Annotated in this window: 20 protein-coding genes, 1 tRNA gene and 2 riboswitches; of the genes, 7 read left to right on the top strand and 14 right to left on the bottom strand. The window is 68.0% G+C overall.

Translation table 11 applies throughout. The features are described 5' to 3' along the window. Positions 1-83: 83 nt before the first annotated feature. A riboswitch (cyclic di-GMP riboswitch) is annotated at positions 84-174 on the top strand. Between the two features lie 33 nt (positions 175-207). Next, positions 208-408, bottom strand: a complete 201-nt coding sequence (gene thiS, locus LF41_RS10925; RefSeq protein WP_036169595.1) for a sulfur carrier protein ThiS — start codon at positions 406-408, stop codon at positions 208-210. A 70-nt stretch (positions 409-478) separates the two neighbouring features. Here thiS and LF41_RS10920 point away from each other — a divergent pair, with 70 nt between their 5' ends. After that, positions 479-2,311, top strand: a complete 1,833-nt coding sequence (locus tag LF41_RS10920; protein WP_036169646.1) for an autotransporter domain-containing esterase — start codon at positions 479-481, stop codon at positions 2,309-2,311. Between the two features lie 63 nt (positions 2,312-2,374). Here the strand turns inward: LF41_RS10920 and LF41_RS10915 are convergent. Then, positions 2,375-2,448 (bottom strand) — tRNA-Gly (locus LF41_RS10915). Between the two features lie 184 nt (positions 2,449-2,632). Here LF41_RS10915 and LF41_RS10910 point away from each other — a divergent pair. The 4 genes from LF41_RS10910 (at position 2,633) to LF41_RS10895 (ending at position 6,304) form a co-directional block, all read left to right on the top strand. After that, a complete protein-coding gene (locus LF41_RS10910; protein ID WP_036169593.1) occupies positions 2,633-3,067 on the top strand; it encodes an ATP-dependent zinc protease family protein in 435 nt (144 codons plus the stop codon). Continuing rightward, a complete protein-coding gene (gene rimK, locus LF41_RS10905; protein WP_036169592.1) occupies positions 3,064-3,981 on the top strand; it encodes a 30S ribosomal protein S6--L-glutamate ligase in 918 nt (305 codons plus the stop codon). The genes LF41_RS10910 and rimK overlap by 4 nt, the downstream gene beginning before the upstream one ends. A gap of 333 nt (positions 3,982-4,314) precedes the next feature. Continuing rightward, a complete protein-coding gene (locus LF41_RS10900) occupies positions 4,315-4,998 on the top strand; it encodes a response regulator transcription factor (protein ID WP_036169590.1) in 684 nt (227 codons plus the stop codon). Continuing rightward, entirely contained in the window at positions 4,985-6,304 is a 1,320-nt protein-coding gene (locus LF41_RS10895; protein ID WP_036169588.1) for a sensor histidine kinase, read from the top strand. The genes LF41_RS10900 and LF41_RS10895 overlap by 14 nt, the downstream gene beginning before the upstream one ends. Here LF41_RS10895 and LF41_RS10890 read toward each other — a convergent pair. From LF41_RS10890 to metK, 6 genes are all read right to left on the bottom strand, one after another. After that, a complete protein-coding gene (locus LF41_RS10890; protein WP_036169586.1) occupies positions 6,301-7,221 on the bottom strand; it encodes a branched-chain amino acid transaminase in 921 nt (306 codons plus the stop codon). The two genes, LF41_RS10895 and LF41_RS10890, sit on opposite strands and share 4 nt — an antisense overlap. A gap of 48 nt (positions 7,222-7,269) precedes the next feature. Then, positions 7,270-7,842, bottom strand: a complete 573-nt coding sequence (locus LF41_RS10885) for a hypothetical protein (RefSeq protein ID WP_052116354.1) — start codon at positions 7,840-7,842, stop codon at positions 7,270-7,272. A gap of 70 nt (positions 7,843-7,912) precedes the next feature. Continuing rightward, positions 7,913-8,578, bottom strand: coding sequence for a hypothetical protein (locus LF41_RS10880; protein WP_036169584.1), 666 nt, complete (start codon positions 8,576-8,578; stop codon positions 7,913-7,915). A gap of 97 nt (positions 8,579-8,675) precedes the next feature. Beyond that, a complete protein-coding gene (metF, locus tag LF41_RS10875) occupies positions 8,676-9,509 on the bottom strand; it encodes a methylenetetrahydrofolate reductase [NAD(P)H] (RefSeq protein ID WP_036169582.1) in 834 nt (277 codons plus the stop codon). A gap of 64 nt (positions 9,510-9,573) precedes the next feature. After that, positions 9,574-10,995: an adenosylhomocysteinase gene (ahcY, locus tag LF41_RS10870; protein WP_036169579.1), complete on the bottom strand. Its 1,422-nt coding sequence runs from the start codon at positions 10,993-10,995 to the stop codon at positions 9,574-9,576. 16 nt (positions 10,996-11,011) lie between these two features. Further along, a riboswitch (S-adenosyl-L-homocysteine riboswitch) is annotated at positions 11,012-11,089 on the bottom strand. Positions 11,090-11,131: 42 nt separating this feature from the next. Further along, the gene (gene metK / locus LF41_RS10865; RefSeq protein ID WP_036169576.1) at positions 11,132-12,358 is read right to left on the bottom strand and encodes a methionine adenosyltransferase; all 1,227 of its coding nucleotides are present in this window, start codon (positions 12,356-12,358) and stop codon (positions 11,132-11,134) included. 141 nt (positions 12,359-12,499) lie between these two features. Here metK and LF41_RS10860 point away from each other — a divergent pair, with 141 nt between their 5' ends. After that, the gene (locus LF41_RS10860) at positions 12,500-13,501 is read left to right on the top strand and encodes a metal-dependent hydrolase (RefSeq protein ID WP_036169574.1); all 1,002 of its coding nucleotides are present in this window, start codon (positions 12,500-12,502) and stop codon (positions 13,499-13,501) included. Positions 13,502-13,678: 177 nt separating this feature from the next. Here the strand turns inward: LF41_RS10860 and dusB are convergent, their stop codons facing one another. From dusB to LF41_RS16195, 4 genes are all read right to left on the bottom strand, one after another. Next, a complete protein-coding gene (dusB, locus tag LF41_RS10855) occupies positions 13,679-14,677 on the bottom strand; it encodes a tRNA dihydrouridine synthase DusB (RefSeq protein WP_036169571.1) in 999 nt (332 codons plus the stop codon). Between the two features lie 11 nt (positions 14,678-14,688). Next, positions 14,689-15,639: a ribokinase gene (locus LF41_RS10850; RefSeq protein ID WP_036169568.1), complete on the bottom strand. Its 951-nt coding sequence runs from the start codon at positions 15,637-15,639 to the stop codon at positions 14,689-14,691. A 9-nt stretch (positions 15,640-15,648) separates the two neighbouring features. Continuing rightward, on the bottom strand, positions 15,649-16,947 hold the full coding sequence (locus LF41_RS10845) for a NupC/NupG family nucleoside CNT transporter (RefSeq protein WP_036169566.1): 1,299 nt from the start codon (positions 16,945-16,947) through the stop codon (positions 15,649-15,651). Positions 16,948-17,040: 93 nt separating this feature from the next. After that, positions 17,041-18,180, bottom strand: a complete 1,140-nt coding sequence (locus tag LF41_RS16195) for a GGDEF domain-containing protein (protein ID WP_052116353.1) — start codon at positions 18,178-18,180, stop codon at positions 17,041-17,043. Between the two features lie 104 nt (positions 18,181-18,284). Between LF41_RS16195 and LF41_RS10835 the strand changes: the two genes are divergently transcribed. Continuing rightward, positions 18,285-19,256 (top strand): aldo/keto reductase, encoded by a 972-nt coding sequence (locus tag LF41_RS10835; protein WP_036169564.1) that lies wholly within the window; start codon positions 18,285-18,287, stop codon positions 19,254-19,256. On the opposite strand, the gene LF41_RS16190 is transcribed toward LF41_RS10835, so the two are convergent. Together LF41_RS16190 and LF41_RS17000 are read right to left on the bottom strand one after the other, a co-directional pair. Beyond that, positions 19,253-20,386 (bottom strand): PDZ domain-containing protein, encoded by a 1,134-nt coding sequence (locus LF41_RS16190; protein WP_052116352.1) that lies wholly within the window; start codon positions 20,384-20,386, stop codon positions 19,253-19,255. The two genes, LF41_RS10835 and LF41_RS16190, sit on opposite strands and share 4 nt — an antisense overlap. Positions 20,387-20,460: 74 nt before the next feature. Next, positions 20,461-20,688, bottom strand: a 228-nt coding sequence (locus LF41_RS17000; protein ID WP_036169561.1) for a hypothetical protein, incomplete at its 5' end; no start/stop codon positions are given.

The following is a 20,688-nucleotide window of genomic DNA, read 5'->3' as shown; positions in this document are numbered from 1 at the left end:
AGGAGTGGCTCCGAAGACGCAGGACGGGCTCACCCCTGACTCGGCCGGCGATTCACGCCACTGCGCGCGATGCCCATCGCGCGGTACGCCAACGGCACACCCGCGCGAAAGCCGGGGTCGCAAAGCTACGGGTCCTCCGGCATTCCCCCTGCCGCGGACAGCCGGGTTCCCGATACCGCCCGATGGTGTCATCGCGCGTCTTTTTTTCTAGCCGCCCCCGAGTGCGTGGACCACTTCGACGCGGTCTCCCTCGGCAAGCGCATGTGTCGCATGGCGCCCCCTCGGCACGATGTCGCCGTTGACCTCCACGGCCACTTTCCGATCCGCGAGTCCCTCGGTCTCCAGCAGCGAGAGGATCGTGGCGCCTTCGGGGAGGGCGATCGCCCGTCCGTTCACGAGAATGTCCATCCGCGCATTCTCGCGCGGGGCGTGGCAGCATGCCCACCACCATACCCATCCGTTCGCAATGGAGCGTTCGATGAAGCAGACCCACCGGGCTTCCAGGCCCGTCCGTAGTCTCCTCGCTGTCGCCCTCGCGTTCGCCGCGCTGCCCGCGGCCGCGCAGACCTATTCGCAGACCGTCTTCTTCGGCGACAGCCTGACCGACTCCGGCTGGTTCCGCCCGGCGCTGGTGCAGGCCGCGGGCCCGCAGGCCGCGATCCTCGGCCGCTTCTCGACCAACCCGACGCAGGTCTGGTCCGAATACCTCGCCGACTACTACGGCACCAACGCGGCCAGCGGCAACCAGGGCGGCACGAACTGGGCCGTCGGCGGCGCACGCACCGGCACCGACAGCTCGGGCGCACTCGGCCCGATCCCCTCGCTCTCCACGCAGATCAACAACTACCTGACCTCCACCGGCGGCCGCGCGGATGCGCATGCGCTGTACACGGTGTGGGGCGGCGCGAACGACCTGTTCGCGATCGCCGGCGGTGCGCCGGCGCAGGCCACGATGGCCGGCGCGGTCGGTGCGCAGGTCGGCAACGTCGCTACGCTCACCAACGCCGGTGGCCGTTACATCCTCGTGCCGACGGTGCCGGATCTCGGCGCCACGCCGTCGTTCCGCGCGCAGGGCCCGGTGGCCTCGGCGGGCGGCACGCAGTTGTCGGTGACGTACAACACCGCGCTGTTCCAGACGCTGTCGGCCCAGGGCCTGCGCGTCATTCCGCTGGATACGTTCAACCTGCTGCGCGAAATCATCGCCACGCCGGCCGCGTACGGCTTCACCAACACCACCGGTACCGCGTGCCAGCCGCAGATCACCGCGCAGTCGCTGACGTGCAACCCGGGCACCTACGTCACGCCCGATGCGGCGATGACCTACGTCTTCGCCGACGGCGTGCATCCCACGGGCGGCGCGCACGCGATCCTCGGCCAGTACGCGGTTTCCGTGCTCGAAGCGCCGCGCCAGATCGCGCTGCTGCCGTACACGGAGCAGATCATCGGCAAGTCGCGCGCCGAGATGGTCGCTTCGCACGTGCCGGTCAAGCCGGCCGAGGACGGTGCGCACTGGTGGGCCAACCTGCGCGGCGACACGCAGCGCTACGACGCGCCGGGCGATTACGACGGCACCGGTCCGTCGCTGTTGTTCGGCGTCGACTGGGCCGCGGGCGATGTCGTGTACGGCGGTTTCGCCGGCTTCGGCCGCAACGACTTCGACTACGGCCGCCGCATGGGCGACTTCTCGCAGGACGACCTCACCCTCGGCGGCTTCGTCGGCTGGTTCTCCGGCAACGTGTGGGTCAACGCGCAGGCGAGCTGGTCGAAGACCAGCTATGACGTGACGCGCGACGTGCAGCTCGGCCCGGTCGTGCGCAGCTACGAAGGCTCGCCGGACGGCGAGAACCTCTCGCTCGGCGCATCGGCGGGCTGGGACTTCCACGCCGGCTCGCTGACGCACGGCCCGGTGGTTTCGGTGCTCGCGCAGCGCATCGACGTCGACGGCTACACCGAAAACCGCATCGACTCCGCGGGCCTGGCGTATCCCGACCAGAGCTACGACTCGCTCGTCGGCGCCGCCGGCTGGCAGGCGCGATTCGAGATCTCGCCCAAGGCGATGCCGTACGCGAAGTTCACGTGGGAGCACGAGTTCGAGGACGCGCCGGAAGAAGCGTTCGCGCAGTCGCTCACCGTCGCCTCGCTGCCGTACGCCGTGCCGAACATCGAGCACGACGAAAACTACGGCACGCTGGTGCTCGGCGTGCGCACCGAGCTGTTCGGCGTGGACGCCGACATCGGCGCCACCGCGAGCGTCGGCCAGGAAGCCGGCGACAACGCGACGGTGTTCGTCAGCGTGGGCAAGCGGTTCTGATCGCAGGCGACATCGCTGCAAACGAAGAGGCCCGCGCAAGCGGGCCTTTTTGTTCCGGGAATTTGGAGCGGGTGATGGGAATCGAACCCACGCTAGCAGCTTGGGAAGCTGCAGTTCTACCATTGAACTACACCCGCGACAGGCGGGAGTCTATGCCCGGGGCAAGCGGCTGGCAACGCATCGGGGGCGACGATTCGTCCCTGGCGCGGACCGCCGAGCGTCCTTCATTTCGATAACACGCGCTCGCGTATGCTGCGCGCCCTCGGTCGCTGGAGCCGGCCGAAAATGTTCGTTCCCACACCCATTGTTCCAGGAGGCCATGTGGCCGCTCGCGTCGTGCTCGGTTGGCGGGAATGGTTGGCGTTGCCGGCGCTCGGCATCGTGGCGATTCGCGCCAAGGTGGATACCGGCGCACGCAGCTCGTCGCTGCATGTGGACTCCCAGTGGCGCTTCGTCGAAGGCGGCGTGCCGTGGGCCGGGTTCCGCATCGCCACGGGCGTGCGGGCCAACCAGGTCATCGAGGCGCAGGGCCCCATCAGCGACGAGCGGGAAGTCACCGACTCGGGCGGCAACCGCAGCCGGCGCGTCTTCCTGCGCACACCGCTGGTGCTGGCCGGCCTGGAGCGGGAGGTGGAAATCAACCTGACCGACCGGCGTGGAATGCTCTTCCCGATGCTCCTCGGCCGCACCGCGCTCGCGCGTGCGTTCACCATCGATCCGGCCCGCTCTTTCCTGCACGGGAAACCGCCCGAATGAAACTCGCGATCCTTTCGCGGAACACCAAGCTGTATTCGACGCGCCGCCTGGTCGAGGCCGCGCGCGACCGCGGGCACAGCGTGCGCGTGCTCGATCCGCTGCGCTGCTACATGCGCATCGCGGTCGACGGCTTCGCCATGCACCACCAGGGCAAGCCGCTCAGCGGCTACCACGCGGTCATCCCCCGCATCGGTGCGTCGGTCACGCGCTACGGCACGGCCGTGCTGCGCCAGTTCGAGCTGATGCGCTGCTATACGCCCAACCCGTCGGACTCCATCCTCAAGGCACGCGACAAGCTGCGCTGCCACCAGATCCTCGCCGCCGAAGGCATCGCGCTGCCGGCCACGGTGTTCGGCGACAACCCGGACGACACGTCCGACCTGCTGGCGATGCTCGGCCCCACGCCGCATGTCATCAAGCTCAACGAGGGCACGCAGGGCGCGGGCGTGATGCTGACGGAAAAACTCTCGGCCTCGCGCAGCGTGATCGAAGCCTTGCGCGGCCTGTACGCCAACTTCCTCGTGCAGGAGTTCGTGGCCGAAGCCAAGGGCGCGGACCTGCGGTGCTTCGTCGTGGGAGATCGCGTGGTCGCCGCGATGAAGCGCCAGGCGCCGAAGGGCGACTTCCGCTCCAACCTGCATCGCGGCGGATCGGCCAAGGCGGTGACGCCCAATCCGCGCGAAACCGAAGTCGCGCTGCGGGCCGCCCGCATCCTCGGGCTCGGGGTGGCCGGCGTGGACCTCATCCGGTCGAACCGCGGCCCGCTGATCCTGGAGGTCAACGCATCGCCCGGCCTGGAGGGCATCGAAACCGCCAGCGGCGTCGATATCGCAGGCAGCATCATCGAATATGTCGCCAACGGCGGCCATCGCACGGGTTCGCGCCGGCGCACCGCCAGCATCCGCGCCGCCTGAGGGCTTGGGGATTATCGAAAATTTAACGTGGTTCGACCGGCGTTTTTAACGTCGGTTTAATCGCTCCCTGCGTAGCCTGTCCCCTACCGCGAATCTGTCGTAGACCGCTCGGCCAGCCGCAACGGACGAAGCAGATTACGGTCATCGGGGCTTGATTTGGCCCAGGCACGCGCAACGTGCCTGGGCCTTTGTTTTTTCCGGGGGCTGGTCGCAACATCGACACTACCGTCGCTTGCGGCTCTGGCATCATCCGGTCCGAATTCATCTCGTTGAACCCCGGCGCGGATGCCGGGTCACAGTCATTCCCCCCGCCGACCTGCAGGACAAGCCCGGATGCGCATCCTCGTCATCGAAGACAACCAGGACATCGCTGCCAACCTCGGTGATTACCTCGAGGACCGCGGTCACACGGTGGACTTCGCCGCCGACGGCGTCACCGGATTGCATCTCGCGGTGGTGCACGACTTCGACGCGATCGTGCTCGACCTCAGCCTGCCGGGCCTCGACGGCCTGGAGGTCTGCCGCAAGCTGCGCAACGAAGCGCGCAAGCAGACGCCGGTGCTGATGCTCACCGCGCGCGATTCGCTCGACAACAAACTCGCCGGGTTCGACTCGGGTGCAGACGACTACCTGATCAAGCCGTTCGCGTTGCAGGAAGTGGAAGTGCGCCTCAACGCGCTGGCGCGCCGCGGCCGTGGCGTGCAGACGCGCGTGCTCAACGTCGGCGACCTCGAGTACAACCTCGACACGCTGGAAGTGCGCCGCGAAGGCAAGCTCCTGCAGCTCAATCCCACCGCGCTGAAGATCCTGCAGGCGCTGATGGAAGCCTCGCCGGCGGTGGTGACGCGCCAGGAACTCGAAACGCGCGTGTGGGGCGAGGAATTGCCGGATTCGGATTCGTTGCGCGTGCACATCCATGGCCTGCGCGCGGTGGTGGACAAGCCGTTCGGCACGCCGCTGATCCAGACGCGCCACGGCATCGGATACCGGATCGCCGCACCCGATGCCTCAAGCTGACAGTCCGCGCCGCCCGCGCCGCTATCGGCGCCAGCTCCGCAGCCGCATCATCCTGTCGTTCGTCCTGCTCGGGTTCGGGCTGACGGCATTGTTCGCCTACGCGGTGGACAAAGTGCGCAACCAGGTCGAGGACAAGCTGGTCGTCGACCTGATGAACCGCAACATCGACCTTTACGCGCAGCAGTACGCACGCGATCCGCAGAACCCGAGCCTGCCGGTCGACCAGATCCGGGCGTTTGCATTCACGCCCGACAAGTTCGCCAGCGTGCGCGAGAACCAGCCGCAGTGGTACGAGTTGCCCGACGGCATCCACCAGTTGAGCGGCGTCGACGACGACGGCCAGGCCTTCTCCTACAAGCTCGCGGTGCGCAAGACGCCCACGGTGTGGTTCTTCCTCGCCTACGACATGACGCAGACGATGCGCGGCGCGGAGCAATTCAACCGCGGCATCTACGGCGCGGTGATCGTCTTCACCTTGCTGTCGTTGCTCGTCGGTTGGTGGGCGGCCTCGCGCGTCATGAGCCCGGTGTCGGAACTCGCCAATCGGCTGAAGGGCTCCGGGCGCAGCAGCGAGCCGGTGTCGCTGGCCGAACATTTCCCGAACGACGAAGTCGGCCAGCTCGCCTCGGCGCTCGACGATTACGCCGCGCGCCTGACCGAAGTCGTCCAGCGCGACCGCGAGTTCAACGCCGACGTCAGCCATGAATTGCGCACGCCGCTGGCGGTGATCCGCGGCGCGACCGAGTTGCTGCTTTCGCGGCCGGAGCTCGACGAACGCATGCAGGCGCGCCTGCGCCGCATCCAGCGGGCCGAGCAACAGTGCACCGATCTGATCAGCGCGCTGCTGCTGCTCTCGCGCAACGAGCGCGGCCACGGCGCCACCGACGTCAGCAAGCTCGCCGAACAGCTGCTCGACATGCATCGCGCGCAGTTGGGCGGCAAGGCGCTGGTGTTGCGGATGGAAGGCGAGGGCGGGTTGATCGTCGATGCACCGGAGGCTGCGGTGGCCGTCGCGCTCGGCAACCTCATCGGGAATGCGGTGAAGTACACGCTCGAAGGCGAGGTCATCGTGTCCATGCGCCACGACGGCGTGGATGTCGTCGACTCCGGGCCGGGGCTCAGCGCGGAGGAAGCCGCGCGATTGTTCGAACGCGGCTATCGCGGTACGCACGCCGAGCATTCGCAGGGCGCGGGCATCGGTTTGTCGATCGTGCGCCGGCTGTGCGCGCTGTACGGCTGGGACGTGCGCGTGGTGCCGGGCGAGGAGCGCGGCGTGGTCGCCACGCTTCGTTTCAATACGCGTTAACCGACGTATTCGAGCCAGTTGTACTTGTCGGGCGTTTGTCCGTTGAACAGGCCGAAGAACAGCTCCTGCACGCGGCGCGTCACCGGGCCGGCGCGGCCGATGCCGACCTGGCGGCCGTCGACCGAGCGGATCGGCGTGATTTCCGCCGCCGTGCCACACATGAAGAGCTCGTCGCACAGGTAGAGGTATTCGCGCGGGATGTCGCGCTCGATCACCGTGATGCCGTTGTCGCGCGCCAGCTGCATGATCGTGTTGCGCGTCAGGCCATTGAGCAGCGCGGCGCTGACGGGCGTGGTGTGCAGAGCGCCGTCGAACACGAGGAACAGGTTCTCGCCCGCGCCTTCGCTGAGCAGGCCCGTCGAGGCGAGCGCGATGCCTTCGCCGAAGCCCAGGCGGCGCGCTTCGCGTGCGACCAACTGGCCCGACAAATAGTTGCCGCCGGCCTTCGCGCCCGCGGGGATCGTGTTGGGCGCGAAGCGCTGCCAGCTCGACACGCAGGCGTCGATGCCTTCTTCGAGCACGCCGTCGCCGAGGTAGGCGCCCATCTGCCATGCCGCGACCGCGACATCGGTCGGCGTGTCGGCCGAGAGGCCGAACCCGCCCAAGCCGCGGAACGCCACCGGACGCAGGTACGCCTTGCCGAGGTCGTTCTTCTTCAGCACCGCGCGGCACGCGGCGTTGATGTCGTCGACCGAATACGGCATCGGCATCTCGTAAATGCGCGCGGAGGCCATCAGGCGCTTGTTGTGGTCGGTGAGGCGGAAGATCGCCGGGCCCTTGGGCGTGTCGTACGAGCGGATGCCTTCGAACACCGACGAGCCGTAGTGAATCGCGTGCGACATGACGTGCGTGGTGGCTTCGGCCCACGGCTTGATGGCGCCGTTGTGCCAGATCCATTCGGGGTAGCGCATCGTCATGCCGGCGGCTCGCTTCGTGGGGAACCGCAATTGTAAGCGGCCGGCCGCCTAGAGGGTCACCCACCAGCAGCCGTAATACCGCCGCAGGCCAAGCACGGTGCGTGCCGGCGTGATGCTTTGCGGCAGCGTCTGCTCCAGGCGCAGGCCGATGGGCGGGCGCCGGGCGGTGGTGCGAGGCACCTCGCCCGCCTCGCCGGTGATGGTGGACTCCGACTCGGGGTCCGCGGAGATCGGCTGGATGTCGAGCAAGGGCCGGTGCGCGATGCGGTCCAGCCGATCCATCACCGATACCGCGGTGGCATCGGAGACATCGACCCAGTGGTAGATCGAGGACAGGCGGTTGGCGTCGCCCTGTTCGATCGCGGTGCGCAGCTCGAAGACCAGGTCCTGCAACGTGCGCGTACAGCCGCCCATGTAGAGGCGATTGCTGCGCGCGACGTCTTTCGCGGCGCCGGCATTGAGCGTGGGCGGCGCCTGGGGCTCGGTCGCGCCCAGCGCTTCGCATTTTTGGTCGGTGTAGAGCGGGCGGCCGTCGGCCGAGATGCACTTGCGCACCTGCGCGTGCGAGGCGTGCGGCCACAGGGCGAGGGCGAACAAGAGCAATGAGAGCAGCGCGCGCATTCGGGAAAGACTACCAGCCTGGATCCCCGCCTTCGCGGGGATGGCGACCGTCACGCGTGCGACGTCGCCGTCAGAAGCGGATGAACCAGCAACCCGCGTTGCGCACGACGTCGAAGTCTTCCACCGTCGCGTGCAGGCCTTCGCCGAACTGCAGTTGCATCACGCCGCCGGCGGCGCTTGCGCTGGCGCCCGCGTCCGCGCTGGCCGTCCATCCGCCGATCTGCGCGTCGTAGTACTGCACGTCGACCAGGTTGCGCTTGGTGAGCGATTGCAGGCGCGACATCGTCGCATTCGCCGCGCGCTGCGACATCCCGACCCAGTGGAAGCTTTCGGCGATGCGATTCACGTCGCCGAGCGCGAATGCGCCGCGCAGGTCCATCGCGAGCTGCGTGGGCGTCGGTGCGCAGCCGCCGTGCATCGAGCGACGACCGATGGAAGCGCGCGCGGCGCGCATCGTGGCGGTCGTCGTGCCCGGCGCAGCGCTGCCGGTGATGTAGCTCACTTCCACGCCGGTGTAACGCGCTTCGGTGGCGCGCTCGCGCACGAGGCGCGTGGCCAGTTCGCCGCGCATCGGCACCGTGCGCGCACCGATGCTGCGGCAGGGCTTGTCGGTGTAGACGGAGCTCCCGTCCGCGGTCACGCATTGCTGCACCATCGGCGGCGCAGCGTGCGCCGCGTGCGGCATGAACGCATGTAACAACACGACTGAAACACCGAGGACGATCGACCGCACCATGTTGAGAGGCCCGCGTGGAATCCACGCGCAGCATCGATTCGGCTACGTCAACGCGTTGTCCCTGAACACGCCTCGCCTCGACGCGCTCGTCACGAAATCAGTCGAGCAGTTCGAGCACGTTCAGCGTCGGCTTGGAGAGGTTCAGCGTGTAGAAATGCAAACCCGGCGCGCCCCCGTCGACGAGGCGTGAACACAGGTCCGCGACGAATTCCGAAGCGAACTGCCGGATGCTGTCGCTGTCGTCGCCGTAGGCCTGCATCCGCTTGCCGATCCAGCGCGGGATTTCCGCACCGCACGCTTCCGAGAAACGCCGCAGCTGCGTGAAGTTGGAAATCGGCATGATGCCCGGCACGATCGGAATGGTGATGCCGAGCTTGCGTGCATCGTCGACGAAGCGGAAATACGCGTCGGCGTTGTAGAAGTACTGCGTGATCGCGCCATCGGCGCCGGCGTCGGCCTTCGCCTTGAAGTGGCGCATGTCGGCGAACGCGTCTTCGGCCTGCGGATGCATTTCCGGATAGCAGCCGACTTCGATGTGGAAGAAGCCGTCGTGCTCGGTGCGGATGAATTCCACGAGCTCCGACGCGAAGCGCAGGTCGCCCATGCGCGCCATGCCCGAGGGCAGGTCGCCGCGCAACGCGACGATGCGGTTGCAGCCCAGCGCGCGGTAGAGCTTGAGCAGCGAGCGCAGTTCCTCGCGCGTGCCGCCCATGCACGAGACGTGCGGCGCCGCTTCCAGGCCGTGCTGGTCGCGCAGGCGCTGCACGGTTTCGGGCGTGTACGACAGCGTCGAACCGCCGGCACCGAACGTGCACGACACATAGTCCGGCGCGCGCGACTTCAACCGGGCCGCGGTGCGGTCCAGTTGCAGGCGTTGTTCGTCGGTCTTGGGCGGGTAGAACTCGAAGGAAACGGGAACGCTGAGGGCCATGTCTCGATCCGTGCCGGGGTTTCGAAACGAAGCGGGCGGCCCGGAAGCCGCCCGCTCGCAGTACTCAGTAGCGGTAGTGCTCGGGCTTGTACGGGCCCTCGACCGCCACGCCGAGGTAATCGGCCTGTTCCTGCGTGAGCTTGGTCAGCTTCACGCCGATCTTCTCCAGGTGCAGGCGGGCAACTTCTTCGTCGAGGTGCTTGGGCAGGCGGTACACCGTCTTTTCGTAGGTGTCCTTGTTCTGCCACAGGTCGATCTGCGCGAGCGTCTGGTTCGCGAACGAGTTGGACATCACGAAGCTCGGGTGGCCCGTGGCGCAACCGAGGTTGACCAGGCGGCCTTCGGCCAGCAGGAAGATCGCATTGCCGTTGCCGAAGACGTACTTGTCGACCTGCGGCTTGATGTTCACGTGCTGCGCGCCCGAGGCATACAGCGCATCGACCTGGATCTCGTTGTCGAAGTGGCCGATGTTGCAGACGATCGCCTGGTCCTTCATCGCCTGCATATGCGCGAGCGTGATGACGTCCTTGTTGCCGGTCGTGGTGACGTAGATGTCGCCGCGGCCGAGCGTGCTTTCGATCGTGTTGACCTCGAAGCCTTCCATCGCGGCCTGCAGCGCGCAGATCGGATCGATCTCGGTGACGACCACGCGGGCGCCGTAGGCGCGCAGCGAGTGGGCCGAGCCCTTGCCGACATCGCCGTAACCGCAGACGACGGCGACCTTGCCCGCGAGCATCACGTCCATCGCGCGCTTGAGGCCGTCGGCCAGCGATTCGCGGCAGCCGTAGAGGTTGTCGAACTTCGACTTGGTGACCGAGTCGTTGACGTTGATCGCCGGCACCAGCAGCTTGCCCTGTTCGGCGATCTGGTAGAGGCGGTGCACGCCGGTGGTGGTTTCTTCCGACACGCCCTTCCAGTCCTTGACCACGTTGGTCCAGAAACCGGGGCGTTCCTTGGCGACGCGCTTGAGCAGGTTCTTGATGATCTGCTCTTCGTGCGAACCCGACGGGGTGTTCACCCAATCGGAGCCTTGTTCGAGCTCGTAGCCCTTGTGGATCAGCAGCGTGACGTCGCCGCCGTCGTCGACGACCAGTTCCGGGCCCTTGCCGCCCGGGAAGGTCACCGCGTCGAGCGTGCAGTCCCAATACTCTTCGAGCGTCTCGCCCTTCCACGCGAACACCGGCGTGCCGGTGGCGGCGATCGCGGCGGCGGCGTGGTCCTGCGTGGAGAAGATGTTGCACGAGGCCCAGCGCACGTCGGCGCCGACGTCCTTCAACGTCTCGATCAGCACGGCGGTCTGGATGGTCATGTGCAGCGAACCGGTCACGCGCACGCCCTTGAGCGGCTTGGCGGCGGCGTGCTTGCGGCGGATGGACATCAGGCCCGGCATCTCGTGCTCGGCGATGTCGATTTCCTTGCGGCCCCAGTCGGCCAGCGAGATATCGGCGACCTTGTAATCCTGGGCTTGCTTGACTTGCGCGTTCATGGCGTTTGCTCCGTATATCGAGCGGGCGCCGTTGCTTGGTGCACCTCGTCGAGCCTGGCCGTGCCTATCCACGGTCGCAGCGCCCCTCGACGAAGCAGGGCACGCGGCATCGCGCCGCGTGCCCGATTGTGCATCGTTACTTCTTCAGCCCGCCATCCTTGCGAAGCTCGTCGGCCTTGTCCGTCTTCTCCCAGGAGAACGCGGTGGCCTTGTGCTTCTTGCCGGCGCCGTCGACGTACTCCACCTGCGTCGGCTTGCGGCCGAAGTGGCCGTACGAGGCGGTGGCCTGGTAGACCGGGTGGATGAGGTCGAGCATCTTGACGATGCCGTACGGGCGCAGGTCGAAGTGCTTGCGGATCAGCTTTTCGATCTTGTCGTCGGAGATCTTGCCGGTGCCGAAGGTGGTGACCGAGATCGAGGTCGGCTCGGCCACGCCGATGGCGTAGGACACCTGCACTTCGCACTTGTCGGCCAGGCCCGCGGCGACGATGTTCTTCGCGACGTAACGCGCGGCGTAGGCGGCCGAGCGGTCGACCTTCGAGGGATCCTTGCCCGAGAACGCGCCGCCGCCGTGGCGGGCCATGCCGCCGTAGCTGTCGACGATGATCTTGCGGCCGGTCAGGCCGCAGTCGCCCACCGGGCCGCCGATCACGAAGATGCCGGTCGGATTGATGTGCACCTTGCTCTTGGGCAGCTTGTCGAGCCAGTTCTTCGGCAGCACGGGCTTGAGGATGTGCTCGTACACGCCTTCGACCAGGTCCTTCTGCTTGATGCCCGGGTCGTGTTGCGTCGACAGGACCACCGCGTCGAGGCCGGCGATCTTGTTGCCTTCGTAGCGCAGCGTGACCTGCGACTTCGCATCGGGGCGCAGCCACGGGAGCTTGGAGTTCTTGGCCTTGCGCACCTTGGCCTGCTGTTCGACCAGGCGGTGCGAGTAATAGATCGGGGCGGGCATGAATTCCGGCGCCTCGTTGCAGGCGTAGCCGAACATCAGGCCCTGGTCGCCCGCGCCCTGTTCTTCCGGCTTCTTGCGGTCCACGCCCGCGGCGATGTCCGGCGACTGCTTGCCGAGCATGTTGATGATGGCGCAGGTGTGGCCGTCGAAGCCGACGTCGGAGTTGTCGTAGCCGATGTCGTTGATCACCTTGCGGGCGAGGGACTCGATGTCCACCCACGCGCCGGTCGTGACTTCGCCGGCGACGATCGCGGCGCCCGTCTTCACCATCGTTTCGCACGCGACGCGCGCGCGCTTGTCCTGCGCGAGGATCGCGTCGAGGACGGCGTCGGAGATCTGGTCGGCGATCTTGTCCGGGTGGCCTTCGGACACCGATTCAGAGGTGAAGAGGTAGCTGGAGCTGGTCATCGCTGCTTATATCCTTTGATTCGGATGAAAGGATGAGGGCGCGCATTGTACAGGCCCCCGGACCGGATTGCGCAGTTTGCTCCCACCGGCGGATAAATGGGCGTAAGCGAAGCGACAGTCGGGCCCGGATAGCATCGCCGCATGGACTCGGTCACCCATCTTTTCATCGGCGGCGCCATTGCCGCCGCCCTCGCTCCGCCGGCGCAGCGCCGCGCGGCCCTGCTCGCCGGCGCGGCGCTCAATTCGCTGCCGGATCTCGACGTGCTGCCGCTGTTCCTCACCGACGACCCCGTGATCCGGATGACCTGGCATCGCGCGGCGACGCATTCGCTGTTCCTGCTGCCGCTCGTCGGGTGGCTGCTGTGGGCGTGGTTCCGCTCGCGCGGCGGGCGCGTGGCGGCTGCGCCGACGCGGTGGTTCTGGATCATCCAGCTGTGCCTGGTCACGCACCCGCTGATCGACGCCTGCACCGTGTACGGCACGCAGATCTGGTGGCCGTTGCCGGTGCCGCCTGCGATGTGGTCGACGCTCTTCATCATCGATCCGATGCTGACCTTGCCGCTCGTCATCGGCTGCGTGGCAGCGGCGTGGTTCGGCGCGCGGCCGGCCGCCGGTCGTGCGTTGGCGGCGTCGCTCGCCATCGCCGTCGGGTACGTGGGCTGGTCGTTCGTCGCGAAGGCGATGATCGAGCGCGAGGCGCGCGCGTCGCTCGCGGCGATCGGGCTGGGCGATGCGCCCCGGTTCACGGTGCCGATGCCCTTCAACACCTTGTTGTGGCGCGTGGTGGCGATGACGCCGGAGGGGTTCGTCGAAGGCGAGCGTTCGCTCGTGGCCGATCGTGGGCCGATCCGCTTCACGCATTTCGATTCGGAGACGCGCGCGCTGGATGCGGTGCGGAGCCAACCGCAAGTCGCGCGCCTGCTGTGGTTCAACCATCACTTCACGAAGGCGCAGGTGCGCGAAGGACAACTGGTGCTCAGCGACCTGCGGATGGGATCGGAGCCCGACTACAGCTTCCGTTTTGCCGTCGCCGAGCGGGAAGGGCATCAGTGGCGGGCGATTCCCGCGCAACAGTTGAAGTGGCCCTGGGAAGCGTCGCGACGGCTCGCGGCGATGTGGACGCGCATCTGGGAGCAACCATGAGAGTGTTCGCAGCCGCGGCGGGATGGATCGTGCAGACACCCGCGTCGGCGGTTTCGCATGCTCGCGCCGTGGTCGACGTCAGTGTGCAGCCGCCCGTCGTGAGACGCGCCGACGACACATTCCCCTGCAAAGACCTGTGACTCCGTAGATTCGGACGTCGCGCACGACGCCGCCACATCACGCCGCCGCAGGCCACCCGGTCGGCTCGCCCGCGATCAACGCGTCGAAGTAATCCCGCGTCAGCGCCAACTGCATCTCCGCGGTCTCCGCCCGATTCACCACATGTCGGAACGCGTGGTTTTCAGGCCGGTCCTTCGCATACCACCCCAGGTGCTTGCGCGCGATGCGCACGCCGGAGAGTTCGCCGTAGAAGGCATGCAGCGCTTCGAGATGGCCCAGCAACACGTCGCGCACTTCGCGCAGCGTCGGCGGCGCGAGCGTTTCGCCGGTGGCCAGGTAGTGCGCGATCTCGCGAAAGATCCAAGGCCGGCCCTGCGCCGCGCGGCCCACCATCACCGCATCGCACCCGGTCCGTCGCAACACGAAGGCGGCCTTCTCCGGCGAATCGACGTCGCCGTTCGCGACGACCGGAATCGACAGCATCGCCTTGATTTCGCCGATCGTGTCGTACTCGGCCACGCCGCCGTATTGCTGGTCGCGCGTGCGTCCGTGCACGGCGAGCGCGGCGATGCCGCTGCCCTGCGCGATGCGCGCGATGTTCGGCGCATTGCGCCGGTCGGCCGCCCAACCGGTGCGGATTTTCAAGGTCACCGGCACGTCGACTGCGTTCACCACCGCCTCGAGGATGCGCGCCACCAGGGCTTCGTCGCGCATCAGCGCCGAGCCGGCCCACGCGTTGCACACTTTCTTCGCCGGGCACCCCATGTTGATGTCGATGATCTGCGCGCCGTGGTCCACGTTGTAGCGCGCGGCGTCGGCCATCACCTCGGGGATCGTGCCGGCGATCTGCACGCTGATCGGCGCAGGCTCGCCGTCGTGGTCCATGCGATGCAGGGACTTTGACGTCTTCCAGAACCGCGGATCCGACGTCGTCATCTCGGAGGCACACAACCCCGCGCCGAGCCGTTTGCACAACACGCGGAACGGTTTGTCCGTCACGCCCGCCATGGGCGCGAGGAGGACATTCGGAGTGATGGCGTACGGGCCGATCAGCATGGCCCGGGATTCTACGCGCCGAGTGGTGCCAGCCGCGGCATGGATGCAGCGGCGCCCGCGGTTTCGGTCGAACGCGCGGCATAGCGTGCGGCGAACCGCACGTGTTCGGCGAAGGGCTGTTCGAGCTGCGACAGCGATGCCGCCAGCGCGCCGCTGAAGGCATCGCCCGCGCCGGTCGTGTCGATGGGCGTGGCGGGGTAGGCCGGGACGCGATACAGCGCGAGGTCGTCGCCGCGCAGTTGGCCGGCAGCGTGCGAAACGAACGCCCCTTCGGCGCCGAGCGTGATCACTACGCTGCCTTGCGGCAGCAGGTTGCGGCAATGCGCGTGCAGCGTGGCCGAGTCGGTGGCCGCCAGGCTGTCGGGGTCGATCTCCACCCCGCAGTGCTTGCCGAGCAACGCGGCGAATTCGGTTTCGTTCGGCGTGAGGATGTCCGCCATCACGAGCAGCTCGACGTCGACATCGGCGTTCGCCGGCGCCGGATTGAGCACCGTGGTCGCGCCGACGTCGAGCCCGATGCGCAATGCAACCAGCACCGCGTCGCCCGGCGATTCGCACTGCGCGAGCACGACGCGCGCCTGCGCGATCACCGCCCACTGCGATTCCACGAAGCTCGCGCGCAGGTCGCCATTGGCGCCCGCGCCGATCACGATCGAATTGCGCCCGTGCGCATCGACGTAGATGCCCGCGGTGCCGGTCGGATGCTCGCTGCGCTGGTCGACGAGCGCGATGCCGTCGGCCTCCGCCAACGCGCGCGCCAGTTGCCCGCCGAGGTCGTCGCCGAGTGCGCAGACGAAACTCGTCGACGCGCCCGCGCGCGCGGAAGCGACCGCCTGGTTGAAGCCCTTTCCGCCGGGGCCGGTGGAATACCGGCCCGTGCGCGTTTCGCCCGCGTGCGGCAGCGCGTCGCAGCGCCAGACGTGATCGACGTTGAACGAACCGACGACGGCGACGTCCGACATGGCGGCGACTCAGCTCCCGAGATAGGTCAGCACGCCCGCGATGGTCGCGGTCATGAAGGTGGCGATGGAACCGCCGAGCACCGCGCGCAAGCCGAAGCGCGCGAGATCGCCGCGACGTTCCGGCGCGAGCCCGCCGATGCCCCCGATCTGGATCGCGATCGACGAGAAGTTCGCGAAGCCGCACAGCGCGTACGTGGCGATCAGCTTGCCCTGTTCGGTCAGCGCGACGCCCGCGACCTTGCCGTTCACGATATCCGCGAGCTGCAGGTAGGCGACGAATTCATTGATGACGATCTTCTGGCCGATGAGCGAACCCACCGTGACCGAATCCTGCCACGGCACGCCGATCACCCAGGCGATGGGCGCCATGACGTAGCCGAGGATCGAGGCGACGTCCGTCGGGCGGCCGAGCGCACCGGCCAGGCCCGTCGCTTCGCCGATCCACGTGAGCGGCCAGTTGAGCAACGCGATCAGCGCGATGAAGGCCAGCAGCATCGCGCCGATGTTGAGCGCGAGGCGCAGGCCGTCGCCCGCGCCGGAGGCCGCGGCGTCGATGACGTTGCTCGCGGACTTCTCCACTTCCATCTTCACCGTGCCGCGCGTGAGCGGGGTGCCGGTTTCGGGGATGAGGATCTTGGCGACGACCAGCGTCGCCGGCGCGGCCATGATCGATGCGGCCAGCAGGTGCTTGGCGTAGAACGCACCCTGCACCGGATCGCCGCCGCCGAGCATGCCCACGTACGCGGCGAGCACGCCGCCGGCGATGTGCGCCATGCCGCCGATCATCATCGTGATCAGCTCCGACTCGGTCATGCGCGGGATGTACGGCCGCACGGTCAGCGGCGCCTCGGTCTGGCCGATGAAGACGCTCGCGCACACCGACGTGGTCTCCGCGCCCGACACGCGCATCACCTTGGTGATCGCCCAGGCCATGCCGCGCACGACCGCCTGCATCACGCCGAGGTGATACAGCACGCCCATGAGCGAGGCGAAGAAGATGATCGTCGGCAACACCTGGAAGGCGAAGATGAAGCCGAACTTCGAGGTGTCCATCAGCGAGCCGAAGATGAACTTCGAGCCTTCGTTGACGAACGCCAGGATTGCGACGAAGCCATCGCCCAATCCCTGGAACACCGTGCGCGCGCCCGGCACCAGCAGCACCAGCGCGGCGAAGCCGATCTGCAGCGCGACGCCGGTGAGCACCAGGCGCCAGTCGACCGCTTTCTTGTTGTTCGAGAACAGCCATGCGATGCCGATCAGCACCGCCAGGCCGAACAGGCCGAAGCCGATCCGGGCCAATGCATCCATCGAGAATCCCCCAGGCCGGAACGGCCGACGGCGCACCTTAGTCGAGGGTGCCGCCAGCGGCAACCGACGGCGACCCGGCCCCGTGTTCAGGTATCAGGCGTCGCGCGCCAGCACCCGGTTGCGGCCGGAGGACTTCGCCGAATTCAGGCGCAAGTCCGCGCGGCGGAGCAGGCCGGACAGGTCGCTGGCCTCGTGCGGAAAGCTCGCGACCCCGGCGCTGAAAGTGAGTAGCACCGGGTCGGCGCCCGCGTCGGGCACGAAGCGCCGCGAGAACAACGTGCGACGCAGGCCGTCCACGCGTTCCCACGCAGTGCCGAGCGGCTTGCGCAGCACCAGCACGAACTCCTCGCCGCCCAGGCGCGCGAGCCATTCGCCGTCTTCCAGCGAGTCGCGCACCATGTCGACGACATGCATCAGTGCACGGTCTCCCGCGTGATGCCCGATCTCGTCGTTGATGCGCTTGAAATGATCCAGGTCGATCAGCGCCACGCACAGGCTCACGCCGTCGCGGCGCGCGGCGTCGAGCAGGCGGGGGAAGCGATGCACGAGCCAGGTGCGGTTCGGCAGTTCGGTCAGGCCATCGGTGCCCGACATCTCCACCAGCCGCTGCATCCGATAGACCACCACCGCCGTGATCAGCGTGAACGCCGCCAGCAGCACGAGCCGCTGCAACTGCCCGCCCGCGGTGACCGTGCCGTAGTCGCTGGAAATCAGTTGGTCGGGCGTCGCGATGGTGAACACGCCCAGCGAGAGCAACGCGTATTGCGCGATCGCCAGCCCGCCGACGAACAAGGTCACGCGCCCGTCGTTGCGCAAGGCGGTCAACGCGATGGCGAGCAGGTAGCCGCACCACACGATCATGCTGTTGACGCCCGCGGGCAGGTGGTTCCAGGCCAGCATGAGCAGCACCAGCGTCGTCGCGGTGACGTCGTATGCGCCCGAGGCGAAAGGCAGCCATCGGAAGCGGCGGCCGTGCCGTGCGAGCGCGAGCCACACCTGCGCGAAGATGTTCACGAACACCGCGCCGGCCAGGCCGATGAGCGTTTCGCTGAACTGGCCGCCGGTGGTCGCGTTGGCCAGCGGCAGCAGCAGGAGCATCGCGGCGACCGCCACGCGCAGCCGCGCGACGAGCAGCTCGCCGCTCGCGCCGACTTCGAGCATCACCTCGTCCGGCCGCGTGACCAGTTGTTCCACGATCTCGCTGTAATGCCGACCGGCGGTTGTCGAACGCATCGCCCACCCCTGCGGTTCCCCGCCCGGAGGATAGCGCGCTCACGGCCGCTGCGTGCCCCGGCGTATCCTCGACGGCCTTCCCAGTCGCGCGAAAGGACCTTCGCATGCAATACCGCCGCCTCGGTGCTTCCGGTCTCCCGATCTCCGCGCTGTCCTTCGGTGCGTGGGTGACGTTCGGCAACCAGCTCGGCCGGGGCGAAGCGCGCAATCTCATCGCCGCGGCGTGGGACCACGGCATCAACTACTTCGACAACGCCGAGACGTACGCCAACGGCGAAGCCGAACGCGTCATGGGCGACGTGCTCGCCGACCTGCGCCTGCCGCGCGACAGCTGGTGCGTGTCGAGCAAGGTGTATTTCGGCGCGGTCGACCATCCGCGGCCGACGCAGCGCGGCCTGTCGCGCAAGCACGTGCACGATGCCTGCAACGCCGCACTCCAGCGCCTGCGCGTCGATTACCTCGACCTGTATTTCTGCCACCGCCCCGACCCCGACACGCCGATCGCCGAAACGGTGTGGGCGATGGATACGCTCGTGCGGCAGGGCAAGGTGCTGTACTGGGGCACGTCGGAGTGGCCGGCGCATGCGATCCGCGAAGCGCACAAGGTCGCGCGCGCGCACAACCTGGTCGCGCCGACGATGGAGCAGCCGCAATACAACCTGCTGCACCGCGAGCGGGTCGAACTCGAATACGCGCCGCTCTATTCCGAATACGGCATGGGGCTGACGATCTGGTCGCCGCTCGCTTCGGGCCTGCTGACGGGCAAGTACAACGCGGGCGTGCCGGCCGATTCGCGCCTCGGCCAGGAACGCTTCGCCTGGTTGCGCGATGCGTTGCTGGACGATCCGCAGGCGCGGCGCGTGGAGCGTGCGCGCAAGTTCACGGCGCTCGCCGACGAACTCGGCGTCGGGCCCGCGCCACTGGCGGTCGCCTGGTGCCTGCGCAATCCGCATGTGTCGACGGTGATGCTCGGTGCATCGCGCACCGAGCAGTTGGTGCAGGACATCGAAGCGCTCGAGATGGCCGGGCGCTTCGACGATGCGACGTGGTCGCGGATCGAGGCCGCGACGGCCTAGACGCGCGCGTCGAGGGTGATGACCGTGGCTTCCTCGTCCATGAACGCGGACGGCGGCGGCGGGGGCGTGGGCGGCGACGGCGGCGGCCACAGCGGTGTGGCCTTCTGCACGCGCGGCGCGGTGGGAGGCGCCGGCGGTGCGGGCGGCGCGGGCGGCGGGGGCGGCGGGGTGATGAACTTGAAGTTCAACTCCGGCACCTGCACCCGCGTACTCGCCACGCGACGGTCGCGCATGTATTCGACCAGCGCCATCGACTTCCCGTCCTTGGCGCGCAACGCTTCCATTGCTTCGCGCGGGGAGCCCACGGCGCGACCGTCGATCTTCTGGATGACATCGCCCGGTTGCAGGCCCTGGAGGTCGGCGCCGGCGCTCAGCACGAGCACGCCCTTGTCGGTGCCGAAGTAACGACCGAGCTTGGCGTCGACGGATGCGAGGTTCAATCCGTTCCAGCGGAACGCCTCCGCGAGCATCGGCACTTTGCAGTCCTTGCCCTTGCAATCGCCGCGCGGCCCGATGCGGATGACTTCCTGGCGCACGCCATCGCCGACGCCCGGGATCTCGATGCGGCGGATCTGCGGGCCGCCTTCGCCCGGCGTGCCGACCCAGAACACGTCCTGTTCCTTCGACGGCGTGACGTTGACCGTCGTGGCCTTGCCCGCGCGCACGTAGTCGATGCGCACCGGCTTGCCTTCGTCCAGGCCGGTGAACAACTTGCGCGCGTTCTCCATGCGCAGATCGCCGTTGCTGCCGAGCACCTGCGTGCCGGCCACCGCGGTGATGCGATCGCCCGCCCTGAGGCCGGCCTTCGCCGCACCGCTCTCGGGCGTGACGCCGGCCACGCGCACGCCGGCCTGCGCATCGGGCGCGAGGACGACGCCGATGATCGGCTTGTTCACCATGCGGCGTTCGAACACATGCACGCCGGGCGTGCCTTCGACGCCGAGCTTGGCCTGCAATTCGGCGACGCGCTTGGCGGCGCGTTGCAGGTCGGCCTGCGCGGCATCCAGTTGCGCCTGCGTGGCAGCGTCGGCGGTGCGCGCTTTCGGCTTCGGTGTTTCGGCGGCGGCGCCGGCGGCGAGCGCCAGCGCGATGCACGCGCCGAGCAGGGTTGTTGCACGGGAAGGTTTCATGCGGTCCTCGATGCGGTGATGGGGTGTGTGTGCCGGTGACAGGGATGCGGCGGGGCGCGATTGCGTCGCAGGGCTCAGTCGACGCGCACGAGCGCGCCGTCGTAACCCTCCCCGTGCACCGCCAGCCAGCGCCGCGTGGATTCGAAACTCACGGCCGAGCGCAGCGTGTGGACGCGCGCGCGCCACAACGCGAGTTGGCCGTCGCGGCCGAGCCCGGGCTGGCGCAAGGCGGCGTCGATGCGCGCGAGTTCGGCGTCGAGGTCCGCGCCGACTTCCACGGCCGCGCCGCTGGCCACCGAGTC

The organism is Lysobacter dokdonensis DS-58 (genome assembly GCF_000770795.1).
GTDB classification, from domain to species: domain Bacteria; phylum Pseudomonadota; class Gammaproteobacteria; order Xanthomonadales; family Xanthomonadaceae; genus Noviluteimonas; species Noviluteimonas dokdonensis.
This window is presented reverse-complemented; position numbering and strand designations above follow the sequence as displayed.